This window comes from Ruminococcus sp. MCC718, from assembly GCF_018783905.1.
Classification (GTDB): domain Bacteria; phylum Bacillota; class Clostridia; order Lachnospirales; family Lachnospiraceae; genus Hominisplanchenecus; species Hominisplanchenecus faecis.
This window is the reverse complement of the sequence record NZ_WQNP01000164.1, coordinates 84,510-108,153: the sequence shown is the minus strand read 5'-3', so window position 1 is coordinate 108,153 and position 23,644 is coordinate 84,510. Positions and strand designations below refer to the sequence as shown.

Genomic DNA, 23,644 nt, shown 5'->3' with positions numbered 1-23,644 from the left:
TAACAGGAGGATATCAGAATGGGATCTGTAAAGTTAGAACAAACAAGTAAAATTGAGGAAAATGAGGGAAAAGGAAACGAAACAAAAGAAATCGCAAGACAGAAATTAGAAGAAGCAGAAACATCTGAAAATGCAATATCAATAGAAGGTGTTGATGATGATGACAGAGAAGCTATTGATGAAGCGAGAGATGAAATGGCAGGGATTGCTGAGCAGCAGGCTGAAAGTGAAGCAAGAGAACCAGCACGCGAAATTGGAGAGTCCTTAAAAGAAGTGACTGAGCAGTCAAATGAATTTGCGGAAACGGAAGAGCAGGATGCAGAAACGGCTTCAGGAGCAGAAGGAGATTATTCAGAAGTTGGAGATAAGTTATCCGGTGATTTACAGAGAAGTGGACAGGAATTTCGTGAAATTGCTGAGAGAAGTGATCAGGTAAAGGATGAATTGCAGTCAGAGGTAGACCAGATTGCGGATGCCTTGGAGGGGGTCTTCTAAATGGAGCAGTTGTATTATTTATGTTTTTCTATAAATAAATTACCAGACCTGACTTTGACAAAATACAGTGTTTTTGACGGTTCAAGTGTTGAAAATATTATGGACAAGCATGCTGTGTTTTTGCGACAGCTGCATAGGCTGGGATATACTTCACATGTATATTTTCATTTATTGTATTATTATAATCCAAATGAAAACATTCCCAAAGGGCATCATCTGTCTGTTATTTTCTATGCGACTGCAAAGGATAAAAAGGATTTAAACGGAATTAGAGAATTTTTGACAACGTCTGTTTTGAGCACTTACTATGATTTTTATTGTTATGAAATTGCCAGGGATTTTAAAATTGAAGAAAAGGTCTTATCTGATGGTAATACAACTACTATTCTAAAATTAAAAAATATCTCTGGTGATATGAAAGAATATGCTTTGGGAAAAACCGGTGTCGAAAACATCAATAATGCAAGAAAAGAGATTTCAGAAGGCAGACGTTCTCATGTAGTATGTGAAATAGCTTCTGATGCAGATGTTATATTAAGTTTTAATAAAATGCCGATTGATGAACAAGGGAAGATCGAACTGGAAAAGAAGTTTACCTATGGTGCATTTTTGACAAAAAAAGATTACTCACTTCCGGCACAAAATCGTTTGAATACAGATGAGGCTGGAGAAGTCAATCTCTATTCTATTATGGAATGGGAACCGTGTGAAAATGGCAGGCTTTATAATGTACTGAAATTAATGGAAGGATATAATAAAAGTGCAGTGCTTCGAATTGATATTTTTCCGGTTGAACATACTCAGGCAATACGTCAAAGACTTCCTTATACAGAAACGCGACGCAGAATATCTGACCGAGTACAGGGCAAAGATGATAATAGCGAAAATATTATAAGATCTTGGGATAAATATCTTAATAATTTGATGAAGTTTCCACAATTTTTAACAAATGTGGTTGCGTTTGCTGATTCAAATGACGTTGCAGTTATGCTTGCAGATAGTGTGGCAGCAGAAGCGGTAGAATCAGGAACTTATCTGATAGAAACAATGTGTTCTGAAAATGGTTTCAGTATGTATGAAGGTGATGCAGAGATTTTGCATGCACAGAAAGAGAATGGAAATTATGTTGCCCCATTTCTTTCATTATATACGCTTGAAGAGATACGACCAATGTTTTCTTTTCCGATTCTGTATCCTGGAGAATCCATAGAATGTCAAAAAGAAACAGATCCTACGCAATTTTCTGGAGAATTGGAGATAGACGAAAAAACGGGTGAAGTACATGAAGCCATTTCACTTGGTGTCAGTTCAATGGGGTATGATGTTGTTTTTCCGATAAAACTTTTTAAAAAGCATGCATTTATTGCAGGTGTACCAGGTTCAGGAAAAACAAACACGATGGAATATTTGGTTACTACACTGTGGCGAGATACATATCAGAAAATTCCATTTCTTGTGCTGGAACCAGCGAAGCAGGAATATCGAGCATTGGCTATGATCAGTGGTATGGAAGAACTCTGTGTTTTTTCTCCGGGTGCAGATACTTATTTCCCATTACATATCAATCCTTTTCAGTTCCCAGTAGGATTAACGCTTGCGGAGCATATTGCAAATTTAAATGCAGTTTTTGCGGGTGCCTTTGAATTGATACCGCCATCACCTTTTTTGATTGATGCTTGTATTGAAAAAGTTTATCTTGACAAAGGATGGAATATAAACGAAAGAAATAGTGGAAGAAAAGAATATCCAACTATGCAGGAGCTGTATGATTCATTAAAAGTTGCTGTGGAAGAATCAGGATACGAGGGAGAATCGAAAGCTAATATCCGTTCTGTTATGGAAGTGAGAATAGGAAGCCTTTTACGTCGTGAAATTGGTAATGTATATAATGTTCGGGAATCAAGTCTGAAACCGGAAGATTGGCTCAATTGTCCGGCGATTATAGAGCTTGAAGCACTTGGTGAAGGACCAGCAAACTTTATGTCTCTCTTGATTTCGACTTTGATCCGTGAAGTTTTGAAAATCAAGAAAACAAGTGCGGAAGCCAGAGTTTTGGAAAAGGAGCGAGATAAACATCTGAGAGCCAGCATACCAGCAGAAAAGTTAAAAAATATTTCAGAGGACACAGTGCTAAAACCAGAAATAGAACACATCATTTTTTATGAAGAAGCACATAATCTGGTTGGACCAACGACAGAAAGTCCGGTAGGAGGCTCGGTAGATCCTAAAATTTCAGCAACCAAGTATCTGGTAAAAATGCTGGCAGAAGTTCGTGCCTTAAATGAAGGTATTGTAATAGCTGATCAGTTACCTACGGCAATGGCACCGGAAGTTTTAAAAAATACAGGTCTCAAATTAGGTCACAGAATTACAGCACAGGATGACAGAGGGTTGTTGGGAAGCACTATGTCTGCTTCAGCAGATCAGTTAGAAGAACAAGGGATTTTTGCGACAGGGCAGGCTCTTATCTTTTATGAAAATCTTTTGAAACCTTACAAAATGAGAGTTTCTGAATGGGAGAAAAAACTCAGTTCAGAAGCAAAAAAGGCACCAACAAACGATGAGCTGTTTGAACATTTGAAGGATAATGCAACGTATAGAGTTCTGCTAAAAAGAAGTGCTGAAATTATGGAAGAAAAAATCAAAATAGAGTTTGATTTGCTTGGAAATCAGGCGAAAATATTAAAAAACAAAATCAGCAGAAAAAATGCAGCACTCATTAATGAAGTAAATAATTTGGAAATTTTGAAAAGCAAATTAGAAGGTCTTTCTGAAAAAGAAGATATTGCAAAAACGAAAAAGCATATTGCGGAGATTAAGTTTGCTTATGAAGAAATAAAAAAAGAGTTCAGAGGTGTACTTAGCAGAGAACTAAAAAAGTTGTGCTGGGAATTTGATAATCAATATTATGCATATATGACATTATCCGGTAAATATTATATTTATTCGAACGACATGTATATGCATACAATAAGACACTTTTTATCACTCTTTGACATAATAGGTTATCTGAATGATATCCCACAGCTGAAATCTATTTTATTAGAAGAAACAAAGGATGTTATTGATGATATAGAATATTATGTTGATATAAAAATGCAGGGGAATCCGGCATTGTTAGAAAATCATCCGGACTATGATAAAACACTTGTGGAAGCAGGAAACTATATTTGCAATCAAATAAGTGCACAAAAAGACATATATTGTAAAAAAATAAGAAAAATTCTTGAAAATAAAGATGAAATAGAAGAAAATATCAAAAAAGTGTGCGAAGAATTTGTGGCAGATTTTTGGCGATATAATCAGATGGCAAAAAAATATACTGTGATATATAAGGCATTAGCAGATTACATTTTAGGAATTTTTAGAAGCTTTAGTGGAATTCACGGCATGGAACGTTCTACTTTTCTGAAAGCAACCAAAGATATGTTGGTTGAGTTCAGGAAAATAGTTGATTATCGCAACAGGGACGCAGAAGCAATATTGTCTTCGGATCGTCATTATGATGAGATATGGTGTAACTGTAATATCATTGTCATGCTGGAATTAAGTGGGCAATTTGATTATTTTCATCGACTGAGAATCCAAAAGCTGGGAAATGTAAATGAATCTAATATTGATATGGAATTTTTTACAGAGCTATGCAAAAATTATAATTTATTATTTAGAAAATATTATTCTATGGGTATAAATTCTTATAAATTTCAGTATATATTAGTTCAACATTATAGTCGATTTTTGGAAGATGTTATTAATATTGGAAAAATTGTACTTCCGGTATTGTTTAAATATTCAAAAAATAATTGGGTTTATTGTAATGCTATAATGAATAGTCTGGTATCCGATAAGAGGACACCAGAAACAACAAAGGAAGAGTGGAGCAAACTTGCTAAGAGAATGCTGCAATTGTTTAAAATTTGTGAGAAATAGATGCAAACAGATTAAAAATAAATGTGTACAGTTTCGCATAGAAAGGGGTTAATATGGCAGTTAGATCAAGAGAATTCGTTGGAATAGCAGAAGGAATACGAAGTCACGAATTATCTACTAAAGGCCTGATTGAAAACCTTAATATAGAAATTTCAGAGTTATCGGATGAAGTAAGTTCCGTGAGTCATGAAATTTCTCATTTAGAAGCTGAAATTGCTGCTGCTTATGAAGATACGGATGAAGACGGAGAACCGAATTATGGGCTTATTGCAGCCTTAGAAGGAAAAAAAGAGTTAAAAGAAGCCAGACTGATGAGGAAAGAGCAGGAACTACATTCTACAGAAAAAGAATTGGATGCTAAAAAAGCTGAACTGAAAGCAGTTGAGGAAGAAAAAGCACAGACATTATTTGAGATTCAAGAGCGTGCAAGAAAAACGTCGGCTAATATCGGTTCTGTTAGCAATGCCTATGGAGCCTATGCTGCCGCAGCAGCCAGATTACAGAGCTCATTGCAAAGTAGCTTTTCATCACTGTCACAGGCAGCAGGAATACTGGGAGGTTCGGTCAGTGGAGGGGGATCTGGAACTGCTTCTGGAGGCGGTTATTCAGCTCCGAGAAAAGCTGGAGGTGTTTCCGGAAGTATAAATACAGAATCGGGATCTTTAGCGGCATTTACCAGTGGGTATTCGGATGGAAGATCATTCTCTTCATCAGCGAGCAGATTTAGCACAAATCAAAGCCAGTTGGTTACGCCGGCTGCCATAGGTGGCTATCGTTCAGGAAAGGGAACATTTCAGGCAAAAACAATCCAAAATTTTGTTTCTGGACAAAATGCGAATGAATATACCAGCGGTTCTTTTATGGATCATGTTTCAGCAAAAACATCTCCTCAAAATGTTAATACATATAACAGCAGTCAGGAATCACTGACTATGGAAAAGAATTTTGGTGTGTCTGAAGTGCCGGAAGAAACAATACATTCTGAAGGAAATCGAAAGCATACTTTTGCAGATTGGATTAACCCGGAAAATTATCAGAATGGTCAATATATAGGTGCCGGGCAAGAATGGGGATATAAACCTTATGGTAAAGATTCTGTGGAATATGAATCTGGAATCCTGACTCCGGAACAACAAAAATTGAATCGTTATATGCAGGAACATAACTATGAGAAAAGTGATTTTTCCGTATACTCTAAAGATCGAGAATGGCAGGCACTTTATAAGGCAGCATATCCGGACATTTCTGAGAATAAGAGTAGTCGTATTGTCTCTGAAAAGAGGATGAAGGTGATTGCTTCAAGAATAAGAAATCGTGCACATAAGTTTTTTGAATATTTTATCAGAAATATTAAAGATAATTTAACAGAAAAATCTGAAACAGCGAAATCAGTAAATCAAATTATTGCGGATGTCTATAATGATGCTGCTACTGATAACACTGCTTCTAGGCAAGAGCAATTTGAAAATTTTGATTTGGAACCTATAAAGAATGGATCAGACTTTTTTGTAAAAGGAACTAATTACGATCAATTCATTGATGATTATTATAATTCGGAGAAGTCGATATATGAAAGTCTAGGAAAGAACGAAATTATTAAGACAGTTTCACCTGACAATATCGAGGGAATTCATTTAGGAAAGACAGAAGTGGCGAATAGCTCGATTTTTTGGAGTCAGCATGAATCTGGAGGAAGCAGAGAATCATTTTTGGAAATTGCATCGCATATTCCAGAAGTTGAAAATTTATTACAAACGGGCTTATCATTGGATGAGATAAGAGAAAATCATTCTCTTGAAAAGTGCGTAAATATATATTTTGAACCATCAAATATTCCTAAGGTTATTCAAAGCCATGGATATTATGAATTTGAGACTAATGGACGACATAGAATACTTGCAGCTCGTGAAGCTGGATATAATATACCGGTAAAAATAGTGGGAATACGAAGATGGAATTGAAGAAATAATTGGATGCGTTTCTTCAAACATAAATATTTATCAAAAGAAAAAATATTTGCTAATGAATGATGGGAAGAGTTATTTATGGAAGAATTATTTTGTGAAATGATTGAAAAAATAGCATACGATGTTTTAGAAAATGATTATAACGAATATCATGAGAGGTATGTAAAGCGGTTGCAATTTTTATATACATTGATTCTTGAAGAAGTAAAAGAATCTGCCTCAAATGATGAGTTGGAAATATTGCTTGAAGAAATTACAGATTATGAGAAGAGCCAGAAATATATGGTAATAACATCATTAGACAGATATGAAACAATTTCAGCGGAAGTTGCTTTGAAGATTTATTCGTCTACAGGTTTTGGACTTGCAATTGAATCTGTTAAAGGTAAGGATTACCAGATGATTGCGGGATTTTTAAGAGAAACTTTTTATGCACTTATTGAAGATACAGACATCATAGGAGAAAAACTTCGTTCAACTTATCGAATACTTATTTCAGAAACTTTATTGGATTTTAATTATGCAAGCGGTGAATTTGAGATAACGAGTCTTCGCTTAAAAAAGCAAATTGATTTTATGAAATAAAGGAGGGCGGGAAATGGATGCTTTTGATAAATATCTTTATGAAGAGTTAGTAACGTTATATGAAAGACAAGATCTTTCGGATGATGATTATGAAGAATTATATCAGCGTTTTTGTGGCATAGATTACCTGGAAGAGGTATATCCATATTTATTAACCATGCGTTTCTGGGGATTGGGTACTGAATCGGAAAAAGAAAATGTGCTTTCTGAACTAAAAGAACATATGGATGAAAATAATTATATACTAAATGGATTGTATTATGATTTACTGTTATCGCAGAATAGTAATAATGAAGATGCATTAAAGAATCTTGAAAAAATGACAGAGAATGGTTATACAGATCGATTTACAAAAGAAAAATCTCACATAAAAGATGTAATGACTGCATCAGACTTGCATAGCATAGAAAAAATCAGCAATTTGTCGGATACATCATCTTTGTATACAGACGAAGAGGTTATTGTAGATCATATTGTTTTTATATCTGGAAATTATGAAGGATTAAAGTTTACTGCTGGAGACGTGGATTATCTTCGGGCAAAGGTATTTATCAGACCTGTTCATGGAAAAAAACATATAAAAGTTCGATCACAGATTTTTAAGGGTGATACTTATGTTTCAGAAATTATGAACAATGAATATGAAATTGATTCTGCTACTACCTGGTTTTTAACAGGTGGCTGGGGAAATAACAGATATACATGTTATTCTGATTCTGTTTATAAATGGGTTGTAGAAATTGATGGAAAGATTGCTTTTAATCAGAACTTTCGCATGTATGAAGGTAAGTTGGATCAAATAGGACCTAGAATAAATGATATAAAATTGGTTTCATCAAAATGGTCTGGGATGCTTGAGAAAGATAAGAATAATTACCAAATGGTATTTGATGCAAAAACACTTGAAGCTGTTTATTTTGTTTTTTTGCTTGAGCCTCTGAACAGAAAAATGAATATTCGAGTATGCTTAACTATTGTTTACTTAGAAGATAATACAATTAGCGTGGATGATCACTTTTTGGAAATATTGGAAGAGGATACAGTAAGTTTTTGGGAATGGGTTGGTTTTTCGACTCCTGGAAAATGGAAAAAAGGTCTGTACAAATATTATATTATTGTCGGAAGTACGCAAAAATATGAAGGAACATTTACAGTATACTAAAATTTTATAAATGTGAGGTGATAAAAATGAGATGTCCCGTTTGCGGAACAGAGCTGGAAAGCAAAGAGATCTTTTGTCCAAAGTGTGGTCAGCCAATTACTCAGTCTGATAAAAATACAGAATTGTTTAATGATTATTGGGAGGAAAATAATGCGGCTTCACAAGAATTTAATGCGGAACAAGATCAGAAAATCAGAAAAAGTATCAAAGAGACACAAAAAAAACGGATTAAGTCGATAATAGGAGTAATGGTATTTGGTATTGTCTGTTGTGTAGCATTATTGTTTGCATTAGATAGAAATAAAAAGAATGAACAACTTTTAATCAATGTACAGAAAAATATGATTGGGCATACTTATGAAAGTGTGGATAAGTCGGCATTTGTGGTAGGAGATTCATGTGATCGCATGATTATAAAAGTAGTTGATGAAAATACGATAGAATATACAGAAGGTAATTATCAGTCGTATATGACGGAATCAAAAAGTTTAAAATGGAGAGAAAACGAAATTTATGAGAAAGGTACTTGTGATTATAGTTTAACAATTTCACTTCTGGGTAGAGTGAAAATTTATATGTTAGGAGGTGAAAGTGAGGTTATTATGGACGAGGACGGTTCTGTAAGAACAATCAGGTATTACGATGATTAGATGTAGAAAATGAAAGATTTAACTGTATGTTTATGTTGATAATCAGAAAAATCCTTTACGAGACAGAATGAAAAATCTGTTTCGTAGAGGATTTTTTTATACAGAGAAAACATTGACTTAAAATCTGACACATCTTGAGATAAGAACCAAAGAAAAAGTAAAATGGATACAGGCGATGTTTCAGAAAAAAAGAAAACATAAAATGAAAGTGTAACATTTTTAGTAATATATGTAATAGTATATACAGGCATAAGGAACTAAGCTAAAATAGGAAAAGAAAAAGCTTTGCTTATGGATATTTACAGAAAGGAATTCATAGAAAGATGAATAGTGTAACGGAAAAATATAAACAAAGGGATCGATATGGAATTGATTTTATAGAATTATTGATGGCTTTGAGAGAAAGAGCAGGGAGAATCCTGATTGTGACTGTTTTGACGGCAGCATTTGGGTGGGGAGCATCAAGCTTTCTGATGACACCGAAATATGATGCTTCGATCAATATGATTGTAAATACACAGACAGGTGCACTGAGAAGTGTTACAAATGACAGCATATCCTCCGCAAAAAATCTTGTAGATACCTATGCCATTATTATAAAGAGTAACACAGTACTGAATAAAGTGATTGATAATCTAAAATTAGATATGACATATGGGGAATTATACCGTCAGGTTTCGGTAAATGCAGTGAACAGCACCCAGGTTATGAAAATATCAGTGCGAAACAGTGACAGAACATTGGCTATGAAGATTGTTGAGGATATTTCCGCAACTGCACCGGATATTATCACAGATGCAGTAGAAGCAGGCTCCTGCAAAGTCATAAGCCAGGTTGAAGCAAATGAGAAACCGGTATCACCGGATATTGTACAGAATACAGTTGTGAGCGGAATGTTGGGATTACTGATTTATACAGGCATTGTTGTGGTGAGAGTCTTTTTGAATGACTATATCATCGATGATATTGATATAGAGGAAAAACTGGGAATGCCTGTTCTTGGAATCGTTCCTGATGCGGAGGAAAAATAGAATGTACAGCATGAAAAAAAGAGAAAAAAGACAAGACAGTTTGCATTTTAAAGGTAAACAAAAATTTAAATCGATCACATCAAGGGAGGCACCGTTTACTTATGTGGAAGCATTTAAAATATTACGTACGAATCTGGAATTTGCATCTTCAACAAATAATGCAAAAAGTATACTGGTTACCAGTGCATTGCCGGATGAAAATAAAAGTACGGTAGCAATTAATCTGGCACTGTCCTTGGCAGAAAACAGACATTCTGTCATTTTAGTGGAATGTGATCTTCGTATGCCAACTTTTTGTGATTATTTGCAGTTAGATAAAAATACCAAAGGTTTGTCGGACATATTGACATCCGGAATGGCACTGAATGAATGTGTGATTGGATTAGAAGATTTGGGAATCAGTGTTATCCACGCAGGAACATTACCGCCAAATCCATCAGAATTGTTGAATCAGGGACGGATGAAAGAAATCATTGAAGTGTTAAAAAGACATTATGACTATGTGATTTTAGACACGCCTCCGGTTGCAGTGGTGACCGATGCAGCAGTGGTTGGGAGAATGGCAGATGGTGCTTTGCTCGTCGTACGCTCCAGATTCACACCGGGAAGAACGATCAGAATGGCAAAGCAGCATCTTGAAGCGGTAGATGTCAAAGTATTAGGTGCAGTACTGACAAGATATGATGGAAAAACAGCAGGACTTCGCTCAGCTTACCATTATAAAGGATATCAAAATACATATGGACAGAAACGAGGATGGAAGAAGTATTGACAGTGGGAAGACAGCAGTAAATCAGGAAATTCAGGAAGTCATAGCAGAGGAGAAAAGAAATGAAATTCAGCGTAGTGATACCACTGTACAACAAAGAACATTATATAGAAAATACTTTAAAAAGTGTACTGAGACAATCCTTTCAGGATTTTGAAGTGATTGTTGTGGATGATGGATCTTCCGACCGGTCTCTTGAAGCAGCGAAAAGAGTTCAATCAAATAAAATTAAGATTATTACTCAGCCGAATCTTGGAGTTTCTGTTGCGAGAAACACAGGAATTCATCACGCTTCAGGGACTTATATAGCCTTTTTGGATGCGGATGATATATGGAGAGAAAATTATCTGGAAACGATAAGAACACTGATAGAAAAATATCCGCAAAGTGATATTTTTGTTACAGCTTATGCTGTTCATATGAAAAATGGAAAAATTAATTATTCATTACGATTAGTGCCGAAAACAGGATGTCTGGAAAGTTACTGGACGATGTTGGGAAAGGGTTATGATTTTGTATGGACTTCTGCAACGGTTATTATGCGAGAAGCCCTGATAAAAGCGGGGTGTTTTAAACCACAGGAAAAGATCGGGCAGGATCTGGACATGTGGGCGAGAGTTGCACGAAATAACCCACGGGTAGCGTATTCAGCTGATATTTGTGTGGATTATAACCGAGCTGCAGAATCTAATGCCCGCACGCGTGTAAAAATTGCCTGGGCTGGAGCATTTATTCAGGATCTGGAAGAAGAACTCATAAATCCGGCACGTACAGTAACAGAAATCGAGGCAATTCAGAGAAAATATGATAAGAAAATGACAGCTTATATTTTTACAAGTATTCTTGCCGGTGAAAAAAAGATGGCGAGAAAGGCACTACAGAACTGGAAAGGAGAAAAAAATCTGCGTAATCAGATGTTACAGGCAGGGCTGTGGGCTGCACAGTTGGTGCCCAAACCGATAAATGCCTGGATTTATAAAATTCGTTTAAAAGTATTTTAGGATAAAAGGGGAAAGAAATGCTTTCAATTATTTTGATGACGGCAGCTTGTATGGTAAGTATGTTCTGTTACAGAGGAAATCAGATCAGGCAGATAACTTGTTACAGTTGTATTTATCTGCTGGCATTAACGGCAATGCAGAATATGGATTTTTCATTTACGATCTATTTCTTTTTTGTGATGTTATCCTTTATGCCAATAAAAAGAGTTTTGCTGTTTACTGTACTGTATGCTTTGTATATGGGATTTTATTCTGTGACAGGGCTTATGTATCAGGAGTTCTGGACAACGGCAAGTGTGTTGCTGACACGTTATGGCTTCTTATTTTTCGGACTGTTGTTTGTGACAAAGCAGAATGAGAACGGCTATTTTTTCATAACAGAAGGCATGTTTATTGTAAAATGTATTACATTTACAGAAGTACTTCTGGCAGTTTACTTGCTGCTTTATGGGGATATGGAAAACAGGCTTGCAATCAATAATCAGGCAATTGGCGGATCGCTTTCGGTAGGGTTGATACCATTATTGTGCAGTCTGTATTTTGAAAATCCCAAATGGTGGAGCAAAAACAGGATCTATTTCTATTTAGCAGTCAATCTGATCGTTATCATTTTATCCGGAACAAGAGGATACATGGTAATGGCGGCATTAACGCTTATTCCAATTGGTTTTGCCTGGATGCAGAAAAGGAAAAATAAAGGGATATTGATACTTGGAATTTTATTTGCAGTCATTTTATTTGTATGTTCAAGTGATATAAGAAATGAGTTTATAAGTCTGCTTCGTTTAAAAGAGTCCGTTGGATATCGTGTTTATGAAAATCGATTTATTAAAGAAATTTTTGCAATATCGCCATGGTTTTTCAGAATATTCGGATTTGGGCTTGGTGGAAGAGCGGAGCATCTGGAAGGATATTATGCGGTACTGACAGAAGCGGCATCTGGAAAAGACTGGATGGTACATAAACTTATGACAGAATCTACCGTACATAATTATTGGTATATGATTTTGTTTAAACAGGGTATTCTGGGTGTGATCTTATGCGGAATAGCATTTTTGATTTTGCTGAGTCAGATTTTAAAGACTTGCCAGACATCAAAATGGACAGGGTGGACATTGATTCTTATGTTTATAGGAGTATTGATTTCTCTGACTTTTCGAATTTCAGCAACTTGTGGAGTATGGGAAACCATGATGATGTTGTGGATTTCTGACAAAAGAGGTATGACAGATGAACTATATATTTCTGATTAGTATAGTGCTCAAAGGCATTGGGGCAGTACTGGAAGTGTTATTGCAGATATTGATCACAAGGAAGCTCGGAGTGGCAGAATATGGTTTATATTCGACTTGGATCAATGCGGCAGATCTGATTTTCTGGATCTTTTTTTCAGGATTGGTGAAATGCAATACCTTCTATATTTCTGACAAGAATACATCTATAAAAAAATTCAGATGGAAATATTATCTTCGATATGTTTTTCCAGTCATTGTTTTAACATCTGCTATTTCCATTATTTTTGGAGGAAGGTTTTATATTTTAGTTCCATGTATTACCGTTTTAGAATTACTTGTGATGGATAATAGCAGTGAGATGATCGCACGTGGGCAGGCAACAAATGCCATCATAGGAGAATATGTTCTTGGAAGATTGTTTCTTCTAATCGGAGCTGCGGTTTTGATGCATACAGGACACTTAAATTTTTATGCCCTGATTGTTCTATACCTGGTTCAGTATATTTGTATCCTTTTCTTTTTTGCAGTAAGAAAAGAAGATTTATATGATGTATCAGAACAAATTTCGATAAAGAAGTGGGGGATTTACCAGAAAGCAGATATTCTCCAGGCAATGATCGGACAAATGCCGATAGTATTGCAGTACTTTTTCGGAGGAGCATTTGAAGCAGGCGTTGTAAGTATCGTAATGCTTGTGAAAAAACTGGTTAATTTTATATCCGGGCCGACTGCTAAAATTTTTCTTCCGGAATTTTCAAAATTTTATCACGAAGGAAAAAAAGAAAAAATACGTGACAGTTTTGAGTCTATTATGAGGATGCAGATGTTGTTTGTCAGTCCTATGGCAGTTGTACTGATAGGTTTTCCAGACGTCATTTTAGGTATTCTGGCAAAAGAGCTGCTGGTATATAAAAATCTGTTTGTGCTTTGTTCGGTTGTATTTCTTGTGGCAGCAACACTTGGACCTTGCGGCGGACTCATGCAGATGACGGATAACGAGAAAAAGGATAATGATTATCGTGAAATAGCCATGGTAATCATGTTACTGGTAATGGTGCTTTTTTCAAAAGATTCTTTGTTTGTTTTATATGGTTTATGTATACAGACAGTGATTGAAGCAGGAGGAAAATATTTCTTTGTATGCAGGTGGATGGAACAGGCACCGGTTACCATGAAACAATACATCAAATGGTGGTGTCTGCCGCTTGCAGCGATTGCTTTGGCTAAGATATTAGCTCTGGAAAAATCAGTGACGGCAATGATTTTTCTTTCGGGAATGATTTTTGCAGTTGTTTTTATACAGGAATGGAAAAATGAAAAAAGTGCGGTTCGAATGATTGCGGATCGCAAGAAGGAGTGATCATGCACATAAAAAGTTATGCCATTCGGTGGATTGGTCGATTGGGAATTGCAGGGGCAAATCGGTGTCTGGCAGCAATTATTGGAGTGGAGAGAGCAAAGGTTTTAAATGCAAAAATATATCAAAAACGAAATCTTGATCTGAAACATCCAAGGAAATTGAATGAAAAACTTTTATATCATTATTATCGATCGGATCTGAAGCAAATGGCGAGATTGACAGATAAATATGAAGTCAGAAATTATATACGTCAAAGAGGACAGCAGGAAATTTTAGTTCCATTGTATGGGATTTTTAATCGTTTTGATGAAATTAATTTTGAAACTTTGCCGAAAAAGTTTGTGCTGAAAGCTACGCATGGCTGTGATATGAATGAAATTTGCAAAGATAAGTCCAAGTTGAACGAGAAAGCTCTGAGAAAAAAAGTGAATTTCTGGATGCATTGCAATATGGCATATGTATCGCTAGAGTTACACTATCAGAAAATCAGACCAAGGATTCTGTGTGAAAAGTATCTGGAAACAAAAGATGAAATTATAGATTACAAGTTTCATTGCTGCAATGGGAAAGTGATGTTTGTGCTCATTTGTACAGAGCGTTCCGAAGGTGCGTATCTGGATGTTTATATGCCGGACTGGACACACAGACCGGAAGTTATCATTGATGCAGAAAATAATCCAAAGGGCATAAAGAAACCAGAGCAATTTGAAAAGATGATTGAGATTGCAGAAACACTGGCAAAAGAACTGGCGTTTGTAAGAGTAGATCTTTATGAAGTAGACAGAAAAGTGTATTTTGGCGAGCTGACATTCACTCCGGCAACAGGAGTATTGAAAAATTTCAGTGATAAATTTCAACTGGAAGTAGGTGATAAGTGGAACATATAGAAGTGTTTGCAAAGGCGATGACGGAAAGGAGCATGGATGATGAAAAAAAGAAGAAAAAAACTCCTGGCTTTATTGGTATGTGCGACATTAGGTCTTGGAAACATATCAACAGGAATGTGGGTGAATGCACAGGAAAATGTGCAGGAAACAGAAGAGTGTGAGTATGAAAGTTTAGAAGAACAGAGCGAAAGTGATGTTAAAGATGATATTGACAATGTGGAAAACAATACGGAAGAAACAAGTATTGAGGCTGAAGGTATAGCGGAGGAGGACATAGAAGAAGAGAGTGCGGAAGAAGATAATATAGCGGTGCAGGATGAGACTGTCACGGAGGATGAAATCAGCTATAGTTACGATGAGACTACAAAAGTGCTGACCGTCAGTGGAAAAGGTGCAATAAGAGACTTTGAGTATAAACAATCGCTCGGTATTGCGATGACGCCATGGAGAGTTGAAGCACGAGAGGCAGTTAAAATCGTAGTAGAAGATGGAATAACAAGTATCGGTAAGTATGCTTTCTATAAATGTGAATCTGTGCAAGAAATCGTAATAGGAAATGATGTGACATTTATTGAAGACCATGCGTTTGAATGGTGTAATAACCTGAAAAAAGTAACCATGGGAAAAAATGTGAAGCATATTAAAGATGCTTTTATTGGTCCAAGCCCATATGCAGATTTTCAGGCGGTTTATATATCGGATTTGGAGGCATGGTGCAAAATTCAATTTGATGGAGTGTATTCAACTCCATTTAATATAAATGGAAATGCGAATTTATATTTAAATGGAGAAAAGATTACAGAAGTTATCGTTCCAGAAAGTATTACTGATATAAAGGATTGGACTTTCTGTGGTGTAACAAATCTGGAGAAAGTAGTTCTGCACAAGGAAATCAACAGTATAGGTGCTCATGCATTTGGCGGTACGTCATTAACGGATATTCACATTCCATCAAGTGTGATCAGCATCGGTGAAGGAGCATTTGCCGGATGTGAGAAATTAACATATTTTGCGATTCCAGATAGCATTACAGAGATAAAAAATGATACTTTTTACGGATGCACAGGAATAATGGGAATAGATATATCAGATAGCATCACGACAATAGAAAGTAATGCTTTTAGTGGATGCACGGGAATTACAGAAATTAATATCCCAGATAGTGTTACAGCAATAAGCGATAATGTTTTTTTGGGATGCAGCAATTTGTCTCAAATCAAACTTTCTGAAAGTTTGACAAAAATTGGAAATAATATGTTTGGTTACTGTACTTCTTTAGAGAATATTACAATTCCAGACAGTGTAACTACAATGGGGGCGAATATATTTAAAGAATGCAGCAATCTGAAAAAAGTTACAATAGGAAAAAATGTGAAAACAATAGGAGGTGGAGCATTTGAAAATGCAGGAAAACTAAGTCAGGTGATATTACCGGAAGGAGTAGAGACAATTGGGGCATATGCATTTCGAAACTGCGTCGGCTTAACGGAAATACATGTTCCAGACTCAGTGAAAGAGATAGGAGACTCTGCGTTTTCTGGGTGTATCGGTCTTTCTGATCTGGCATTTGGAGGAGAATTACAGACAATAGGAGATTCTGTATTTAGTGGTTGCACGAATCTTTCTAATATTACGTTCAAATCTGTGCAGACAATTGGTGAAAAGGCATTTAATGGATGTATTGGCTTATCAGAGCTTACGTTTCCTAAAACATTGACAGCAATAAAGAATCAGGCATTTGAAGCTTGCCAAAATCTGAAAAAAGTTACTTTTGAAGGAAGTGCCCCGGCGATTGCGAGCAATGCTTTTCATACAATTACAGCAACTTGTTGGTATACCCCGGATGAGACTTGGACTAAGAAAATCTTGTCGGAAGATTATGGCGGAAATTTAATCTGGACTTATGAAGGCGAAGAAATCGGCAACGATTTTTACAAATGCGGAGAGAATATCACCTGGGAGCTTCAGGAGGATGGAACTTTAGTACTTACAGGAACAGGTGATATGTATGATTATTCTGTGAAAGATTCCAATTATGCTCCGTGGTATGAAAATAGAACATCCATTAAATCCATCAAGATAGGTGATGGAATCACACACATTGGAGAAGCAACTTTTTATGGATGCAGTAAAACAACGTCTGTTGTATTTCCAAAAACTTTGGAATCGATAGGAAGTCGGGCGTTTTATCAGCTGGGAACAAGAGAATTGACTTTGCCGGAAAAAGTAACAAAATTAGGAACAGCTGTTTTTGAAGACAGTCAGTTAAGAACAGTAGTTTTGCCGGAACAACTGGATATTCTTCCAGATAAGACATTCTGTGGTTCAAATCATTTGCGTAAAGTAACATTTCCAAGTAAATTGAAAACCATCGGAGATTATGTATTTGCAAGTTGCTATGAGTTAGAGAGTGTGGTTCTTCCGGAGGGATTGGAAACGTTGGGAGAAGGAGCATTTTCTTCATGTGGAGACTATGCAAGATTTGGAGAGTATTACAGTGCTCGCAGTTTTAATTCGGTTAAATTACCAAGTACTTTAAAATCAATTGGAGATGTGGCATTTTTATGGTGTGGAAGCCTTGAAAGTATTGACATACCAGATGGAGTTACGAATATCGGTGACAGAACTTTTGCTTATTGTTATCATTTATCAGAAGTATCTATATCAGCAAACATGAAAACGATAGCAAAAGATGCATTTCTGCAATGTAAAGGTTTGAAAAATGTAACGTTTCGATGGAGTGCACCGGCTATTAATGCAAATGCATGGGATATTAAGGCAACATGCTATTATCCGTCCAATAATCCAGCATGGACAGCAGATATGCTGCAGAATTATGGCGGAAAAATAACATGGATAGCAAAAGAGATGGAAAAACCTTCTGAAGGAACCGGCGGCGGAAGCGGAGGAGAACCTGGAAAAGATGAAGGAACAGATTCCGGATCTTCCGGCGGCGAATCCGGAAGCGGTAATGAAAGTGAGAGCGGATCACAGGGAGGCGAAAGCGGCAGTACTGGTGGAAACGAAAGTGGAAATGGTGGTTCTGAGAGCGGTGGAAACTCCGGAAGTGGATCAGAAAGTGGCAGTGGTTCCGGTGGAAGCGGATCTGGAACGGGCGGTTCCGGCAGTGGCAGTGGATCAGGCGGAACAGGAAGCTATACTTTCCAAATCATACTCCAGCCATCGGATCAGGAAGTATCCCAGGGTGAGGAAGCAGTCTTTTCTGTAAAAGCAGTCGGAGATGGACTGACTTATCAGTGGCAGTACAGCAATAATGCCGGAAAAACATGGGGTAATTCAGCACTGGAAGGAAATGCAGCAGACACGCAGAAAGTAACTGGATATCGTTACCGTGATGGTCAGTTCTATCGCTGCATCATAAAGGACGAGCATGGAAATGAAATCGTTTCCAATACTGCAAAACTTACGGTATTAAGTGCGGTAGAGATCACAGAACAGCCGCAGGATCAGAGTGTATCTGCTGGAGAAAAGGTTATCTTTTCTGTAAAAGCAAGCGGAGAAGGATTGACTTACCAGTGGCAGTACAGCAAAGACGGAAAGAGCTGGCACAATTCAGCACTGGATGGCTATGATACCGCAAAACAGACGGTAGAGGCGTATACATATCGAAACGGTCAGATGTACCGCTGTGTGATCACGGACAGCAAAGGCAACCAGATGATTACAGAAAAAGCAGTACTTACAATTGGAGAAACAGAGAAGATCCAGATCATCACGCAGCCAGTTGATACAACTGTTTCGGTTGGAAAAGATGCCGTATTTACCGTGCAGGCACAGGGAAGCGGACTGAAATATCAGTGGCAGTACAGCAGCAATGGAACAAAATGGTACAATTCTGGTTTGGAAGGATATAACACGGCGGAGCAGACCGTAAAGGGATATACATATCGAAACAATCAGATGTATCGATGCGTAATTACAGATGCCGATGGCAACCAGGTGATCACAGAAAAAGCAAAGCTGATCATAGGAACAACAGAAAGCATTGTAATTGAGGCACAGCCATCCAATCAGAATGTCATAGCGGGAGAAGATGCCGTTTTTGAAGTACAGGCAACCGGAGAAGGTCTGACTTATCAATGGCAGTACAGTTCAAACGGAACAAAATGGTACAATTCAACACTTTCTGGCTTTGATACTAATAAACAGACCGTAAGAGGATATGCTTATCGAAATGGACAGAAATATCGCTGCGTAATTACCGATAAAGATGGGAATCAGGTAACTACAGACGGTGCGGAATTAACAGTCAAATAATTAAAAGACAAAAGAAGAGATTATATATTTTCCCAAAACAGAAAATAAAAAGCTTATGAAACAAAAAGTTTCCGAAATGGGAAAGAATGTTTTATGAGAAAAGAATGAAAAACTATGTCAGGTATTTTAATGAATTTTCCACAGTTTCCATATTCACATGACAAAGAAAGGAGCGTAGTGTTTATAGAAGAATTGATCGAACAATATGGAAATGGTGAAGAATAAATGATAACAAGGAAAAGGAGAGCGAAAGATATGAAGAAAATCAGAAAAATCAGGATGACGTTAATGATGTTTGCATTTATGTTTGGCTTAATGAATGTAGGAGCATTAAGAGCACAGGCGGCAAGTCCATCTGTTGATAAGAGCGTAACTTACAATATATATAAAGATGGACCTAACTCGCCTAGAAAACTTGTATTGGTTCGTAATGCTGTTCAAAATGCAAAAATAACAAATTTGAAAAGTTCCAATTCGAAAGTTGCCAAAGTTACATTGAATAAATGGCCGAATGGCTATTGTTCTATAAGCCTTGATATTCGAAAAGTAGGTGTTACAAATATTTCATTTCAGTATAACGGAAAAACTTTAAAACAAAAAGTTACCGTCGTACAATATGAAAATCCGTGTCGGTCATTTAAAATCGGAAAGAAAGATTATAAAAAGTATTTTCAAAAGTCAGGAAATTATCAGTTTTGCAGTCAAAAGAAGGATCTTACCGGAACAATCAGCATCAAACCGAAAAAAGGCTGGAAATTAAAAAAATTAGAACTGTGGCATGTATCTGCCAGCAGCATGGGACGCGGCGTGACCAGTACGAAAAAAATAAAGAATAATTCCAAAGTAACAGTGACGATTAAAGATTTAGGAACGACCGTGTATGCAGAGTTTAAGAATGTAAAAACAAAGGCTACGCAGAAAGTAGAATTTGGATATTATCCTGGAAAGGGACCGACTGGAAACTGGTATGAATAACACTTGGCTATGATCGGAGAGTACAACGACAGAGCGTACATAATTAATAAAATAAAAACAGTTGACAAAATAGCTTTTTCTCGGTAACGTGGAGAAAAGGCTATTTTTTTTCTCAGCAACATTATTTAATAGGAAGGAAAGGTGAAATCTATGAAAAAAGCAACCTCAAAGTTACTGTTGTTTTTCGTTTGCATGAGTTTTTTGATGGTGATTCCTAAGAAAGCAAATGCAGCAGAAATCATTCCGGTCAACATCTCAATAAAGTATGGTCAGACAGAAGCTCGGAAGATCTTTAACATGATCAATGCGATGAGGACGAGCAGTACCGATGCATGGTACTGGAATGAGGATGATACCACAAAAACTACGTGCAGTGCTCTGAGTGAGCTTGCATACGACTATGATCTGGAACGGCTTGCAATGAAGCGGGCAGCGGAAATTGCATTATCCTACAGCCATACCAGACCGAACGGTGGAAGAAGCTTCAGCGTTTATTCAGAAGAAGGCATTACGAACTGGCGTGCATTAGGAGAAAATATTGCAGCAGGATATCTTTCAGCAGAAGCGGTAAATATGGGATGGCGTGAAGATAACGAGAACTATGCCGGACAGGGACACCGCAGAAATATGTTGAGTGCTGATTTTAACTGTGTTGGAATCGGTCATGTTTATTACAATGGATATCACTATTGGGTAGAAGAGTTTGCGTACAGAACTTCTGTTAATACAACAGGAACAGTAGCAAATGACAGTGAGCAGCCGGCAGCTCTTTCTGTAGACAGCAGCAAGATTACAGGTTTTAAGGCAACATTTGATAAAACTTCGTACACTCTTCGTGCAGGTGAATCAACAGAAGCTAATCTTACAAAAACTATGATTACAGTTTCAGGTCAGTGGCCTGCTGGAGTGGACAGAATTGTAACGGATACGCCGACCATTTCGGTGGCGAATGCTTCCATTGCTTCCTATAATAATGGAAAAATTTCCGGACTTGCAGAAGGCACAACGACATTAACGGCATCCCTGTATGGGTTGACAGCAGCAAATATGCCGACAGTCAGTGTGCATGAATCGGGAGATAAAGACAATACAGACAAAGATCAGAAGGAAACGGAAACAAAAGATTCGGACAAAGATCAAAAAGAAACGGAAGTAAAAGATCAGGACAAGAATCAACAGCAGACAGAAACTCCGAATACAAAACCGAATCAGGATCAGAATCAGAAACCTCAGACAGTTAAGAAGACAACCAAAAAGATCAAACTGAACCGTAAAAAGCTGATCTTGAAGAAGGGTAAGACCTTTAAACTGAAAGTTACCTTAACACCGAAAGACAGCAAGGATAAGATTGTTTACAGGACTTCCAATAGAAAAATTGCGACAGTCAGCAAAACAGGAAAGATTAAGGCAAAGAAGAAAGGAAAAGTCAAGATTACGGTGATTTCCGGTAAGAAGAAAGCAGTTTGCACGGTAAAAGTGAAATAGGAAAGGAAGCAACAGAATGAAAAAATGGAAAAAACGAATCCTACTGACGTTGCTCATAGCATTTGCTTTGAATTTTAGCAATGCAGCGACAATTACAACACAGGCAGCATCAAAGAATGTGACAGCACAATATAAAAAACCAGTTTCAAAAATGCTCAAGAAATTTGATCTGTATTTTGGCTACAGCTTTGGAAAGGGCATGAAATTTAAGTATGACATCTATACGCGAACTACAATGGTATATTATAATAATTTGTTATCCATTCATGGAAAATCTCTTGATTATGCCAAAAACAAATGTGCTGCAGATATGAAACTTTATTTCGGAAACAAAAAAGTGAAACTGAAAAAATTCTCAGGTTATACGTGGAAACAGCCTTCCGATTTGATTGTAAACAAAGATAATGCGATTTGTTATGTGGGTGGAAATTGGGGAACAGGACTTCCGACAGGGAAGATTGTTAAGATTCTCAAAAACGGTAAGAAATACAGTGTTAGTTATGATGTGAATATGAAAGATACGTTGACAAATACTTATTATCGCTATATGGGAAGACTGAAAATAACTCTGAAGAAAGCGAAAAACAAAAACGGTTTTGTGATTACAGATATCAAAAGAGTGAGAACGGAGAATGTTAATATTTAAACAGATAGTTAATCGTGGTTTTGTTTGTTTGGTCACTTTCATTATACAACATTATCGAAATTAAGGTGCCTTTCTTTTATGCAAAATCACGAACTTGCTCATTTATAGTAATAAAATAAAAACAGTTGACAAAATAGCTTTTTCTCGGTAACGTGGAGAAAAGGCTATTTTTTTTCAACAACATTATTTATAGGAAGGACAGGTGAATCTATGAAAAAAGCGACCTCAAAGTTATTGTTATTTTTCTTTTGCATGAGTTTTCTTATGGTGATTCCAAAGAAGGTAAATGCAGCAGAAATCATTCCGGTCAATATCTCGGTAAAATATGGTCAGACAGAAGGCCGAAAGATCTTTGACATGATCAATGAGATGAGAACAGACAGCTTCGATGCATGGTGTTGGAATGAGGATAATGAAACAAAAACCAGATATGATAACCTGAACGAGCTTGCTTACGATTATGATCTGGAGAGAATTGCAACGAAGCGTGCAGCAGAACTTGCATTATTGTTCGATCATGGAAGACCAAACGGTGAAAGCTTTTTCAGTATTTATGAGGAAGAAGGTATCACTTATCGTGCAGCCGGAGAGAACATTGCAATGGGATATCGTACAGCAGAAGCAGTAAATGCGGCATGGCGTGAAGATGGCGAGCCGTATAACGGACAGGGACATCGAAGGAATATGCTGAATCCTAAGTTTAATTGTGTTGGAATTGGGCATGTTTACCTGGATGGCTGTCATTACTGGGTAGAAGAATTTGCATACAGAACTTCTGTTAATACCACGGAAACAACAGCAAATGACAGTGAGCAAACCATGAGCCTTTCGGTGCCGAAAAGCAAGGTTACGGGTCTTAAAGTAGCGTTTGACAAAACTTCCTATAGCCTCCGAACCGGAGAATCAACAGAAGTAAAGCTTACGGCTAAGCTTACTGTTTTTGGAAGCGATACGATCGTGACAGATCTGCCGGTTATTTCAGTAAATGATCCTTCCATTGCCACCTATAGCAATGGAAAAATTACAGGAGTAGCAGAAGGAAGCACGACATTGACGGCATCTTTGTACGGACTGACAGCAGCAGATATGCCAACGATAAATGTGTATAGGTGTGAACATCATTGGGATCAGGGAGAGATCATAACAGAAGCAACCTGCACAGAAGAAGGCGAAAAAAAATTCACCTGT

18 protein-coding genes are annotated in these 23,644 nt (G+C 36.9%); all 18 read left to right on the top strand.

The genetic code is table 11. From position 1 onward, the window contains the following. The first annotated feature begins 18 nt into the window (after positions 1–18). Complete coding sequence (locus tag GPK60_RS13485; RefSeq protein WP_215660685.1) at positions 19–495, top strand: hypothetical protein; 477 nt, start codon at positions 19–21, stop codon at positions 493–495. Then, on the top strand, positions 496–4,425 hold the full coding sequence (locus GPK60_RS13480) for a hypothetical protein (protein WP_215660683.1): 3,930 nt from the start codon (positions 496–498) through the stop codon (positions 4,423–4,425). A 53-nt stretch (positions 4,426–4,478) separates the two neighbouring features. Further along, positions 4,479–6,386, top strand: coding sequence for a hypothetical protein (locus GPK60_RS13475; RefSeq protein ID WP_215660680.1), 1,908 nt, complete (start codon positions 4,479–4,481; stop codon positions 6,384–6,386). An 84-nt stretch (positions 6,387–6,470) separates the two neighbouring features. Beyond that, complete coding sequence (locus GPK60_RS13470; protein WP_215660677.1) at positions 6,471–6,977, top strand: hypothetical protein; 507 nt, start codon at positions 6,471–6,473, stop codon at positions 6,975–6,977. A 13-nt stretch (positions 6,978–6,990) separates the two neighbouring features. Further along, the gene (locus tag GPK60_RS13465) at positions 6,991–8,139 is read left to right on the top strand and encodes a hypothetical protein (RefSeq protein WP_215660675.1); all 1,149 of its coding nucleotides are present in this window, start codon (positions 6,991–6,993) and stop codon (positions 8,137–8,139) included. A gap of 26 nt (positions 8,140–8,165) precedes the next feature. After that, positions 8,166–8,789 carry a zinc-ribbon domain-containing protein gene (locus tag GPK60_RS13460; RefSeq protein WP_346727792.1) on the top strand — a complete coding sequence of 208 codons (624 nt, stop codon included), beginning with the start codon at positions 8,166–8,168 and terminating at the stop codon, positions 8,787–8,789. A gap of 323 nt (positions 8,790–9,112) precedes the next feature. Beyond that, a complete protein-coding gene (locus tag GPK60_RS13455; protein WP_215660669.1) occupies positions 9,113–9,820 on the top strand; it encodes a Wzz/FepE/Etk N-terminal domain-containing protein in 708 nt (235 codons plus the stop codon). 10 nt (positions 9,821–9,830) lie between these two features. Then, positions 9,831–10,592, top strand: a complete 762-nt coding sequence (locus GPK60_RS13450) for a CpsD/CapB family tyrosine-protein kinase (RefSeq protein WP_215660666.1) — start codon at positions 9,831–9,833, stop codon at positions 10,590–10,592. After that, positions 10,561–10,746 carry a hypothetical protein gene (locus tag GPK60_RS15465; protein ID WP_252191411.1) on the top strand — a complete coding sequence of 62 codons (186 nt, stop codon included), beginning with the start codon at positions 10,561–10,563 and terminating at the stop codon, positions 10,744–10,746. Before GPK60_RS13450 ends, GPK60_RS15465 begins: the two co-directional genes overlap by 32 nt. Beyond that, positions 10,667–11,590, top strand: coding sequence for a glycosyltransferase (locus GPK60_RS13445; RefSeq protein ID WP_346727791.1), 924 nt, complete (start codon positions 10,667–10,669; stop codon positions 11,588–11,590). Before GPK60_RS15465 ends, GPK60_RS13445 begins: the two co-directional genes overlap by 80 nt. A gap of 17 nt (positions 11,591–11,607) precedes the next feature. Then, positions 11,608–12,843, top strand: a complete 1,236-nt coding sequence (locus GPK60_RS13440) for an O-antigen ligase family protein (RefSeq protein ID WP_215660661.1) — start codon at positions 11,608–11,610, stop codon at positions 12,841–12,843. Next, entirely contained in the window at positions 12,821–14,185 is a 1,365-nt protein-coding gene (locus tag GPK60_RS13435; protein WP_215660658.1) for a hypothetical protein, read from the top strand. Before GPK60_RS13440 ends, GPK60_RS13435 begins: the two co-directional genes overlap by 23 nt. A gap of 158 nt (positions 14,186–14,343) precedes the next feature. Beyond that, complete coding sequence (locus GPK60_RS13430; protein ID WP_215660655.1) at positions 14,344–15,072, top strand: ATP-grasp fold amidoligase family protein; 729 nt, start codon at positions 14,344–14,346, stop codon at positions 15,070–15,072. A 39-nt stretch (positions 15,073–15,111) separates the two neighbouring features. Next, positions 15,112–19,350, top strand: a complete 4,239-nt coding sequence (locus GPK60_RS13425; protein ID WP_215660653.1) for a leucine-rich repeat domain-containing protein — start codon at positions 15,112–15,114, stop codon at positions 19,348–19,350. Between the two features lie 255 nt (positions 19,351–19,605). Then, positions 19,606–20,325, top strand: coding sequence for a hypothetical protein (locus GPK60_RS13420; protein WP_215660650.1), 720 nt, complete (start codon positions 19,606–19,608; stop codon positions 20,323–20,325). Positions 20,326–20,517: 192 nt separating this feature from the next. After that, positions 20,518–21,810: a CAP domain-containing protein gene (locus GPK60_RS13415; protein ID WP_215660648.1), complete on the top strand. Its 1,293-nt coding sequence runs from the start codon at positions 20,518–20,520 to the stop codon at positions 21,808–21,810. Between the two features lie 16 nt (positions 21,811–21,826). After that, complete coding sequence (locus GPK60_RS13410) at positions 21,827–22,456, top strand: hypothetical protein (RefSeq protein ID WP_215660646.1); 630 nt, start codon at positions 21,827–21,829, stop codon at positions 22,454–22,456. 252 nt (positions 22,457–22,708) lie between these two features. Beyond that, a partial coding sequence (locus GPK60_RS13405) for a CAP domain-containing protein (RefSeq protein WP_252191407.1) occupies positions 22,709–23,644 on the top strand: 936 nt, incomplete at its 3' end.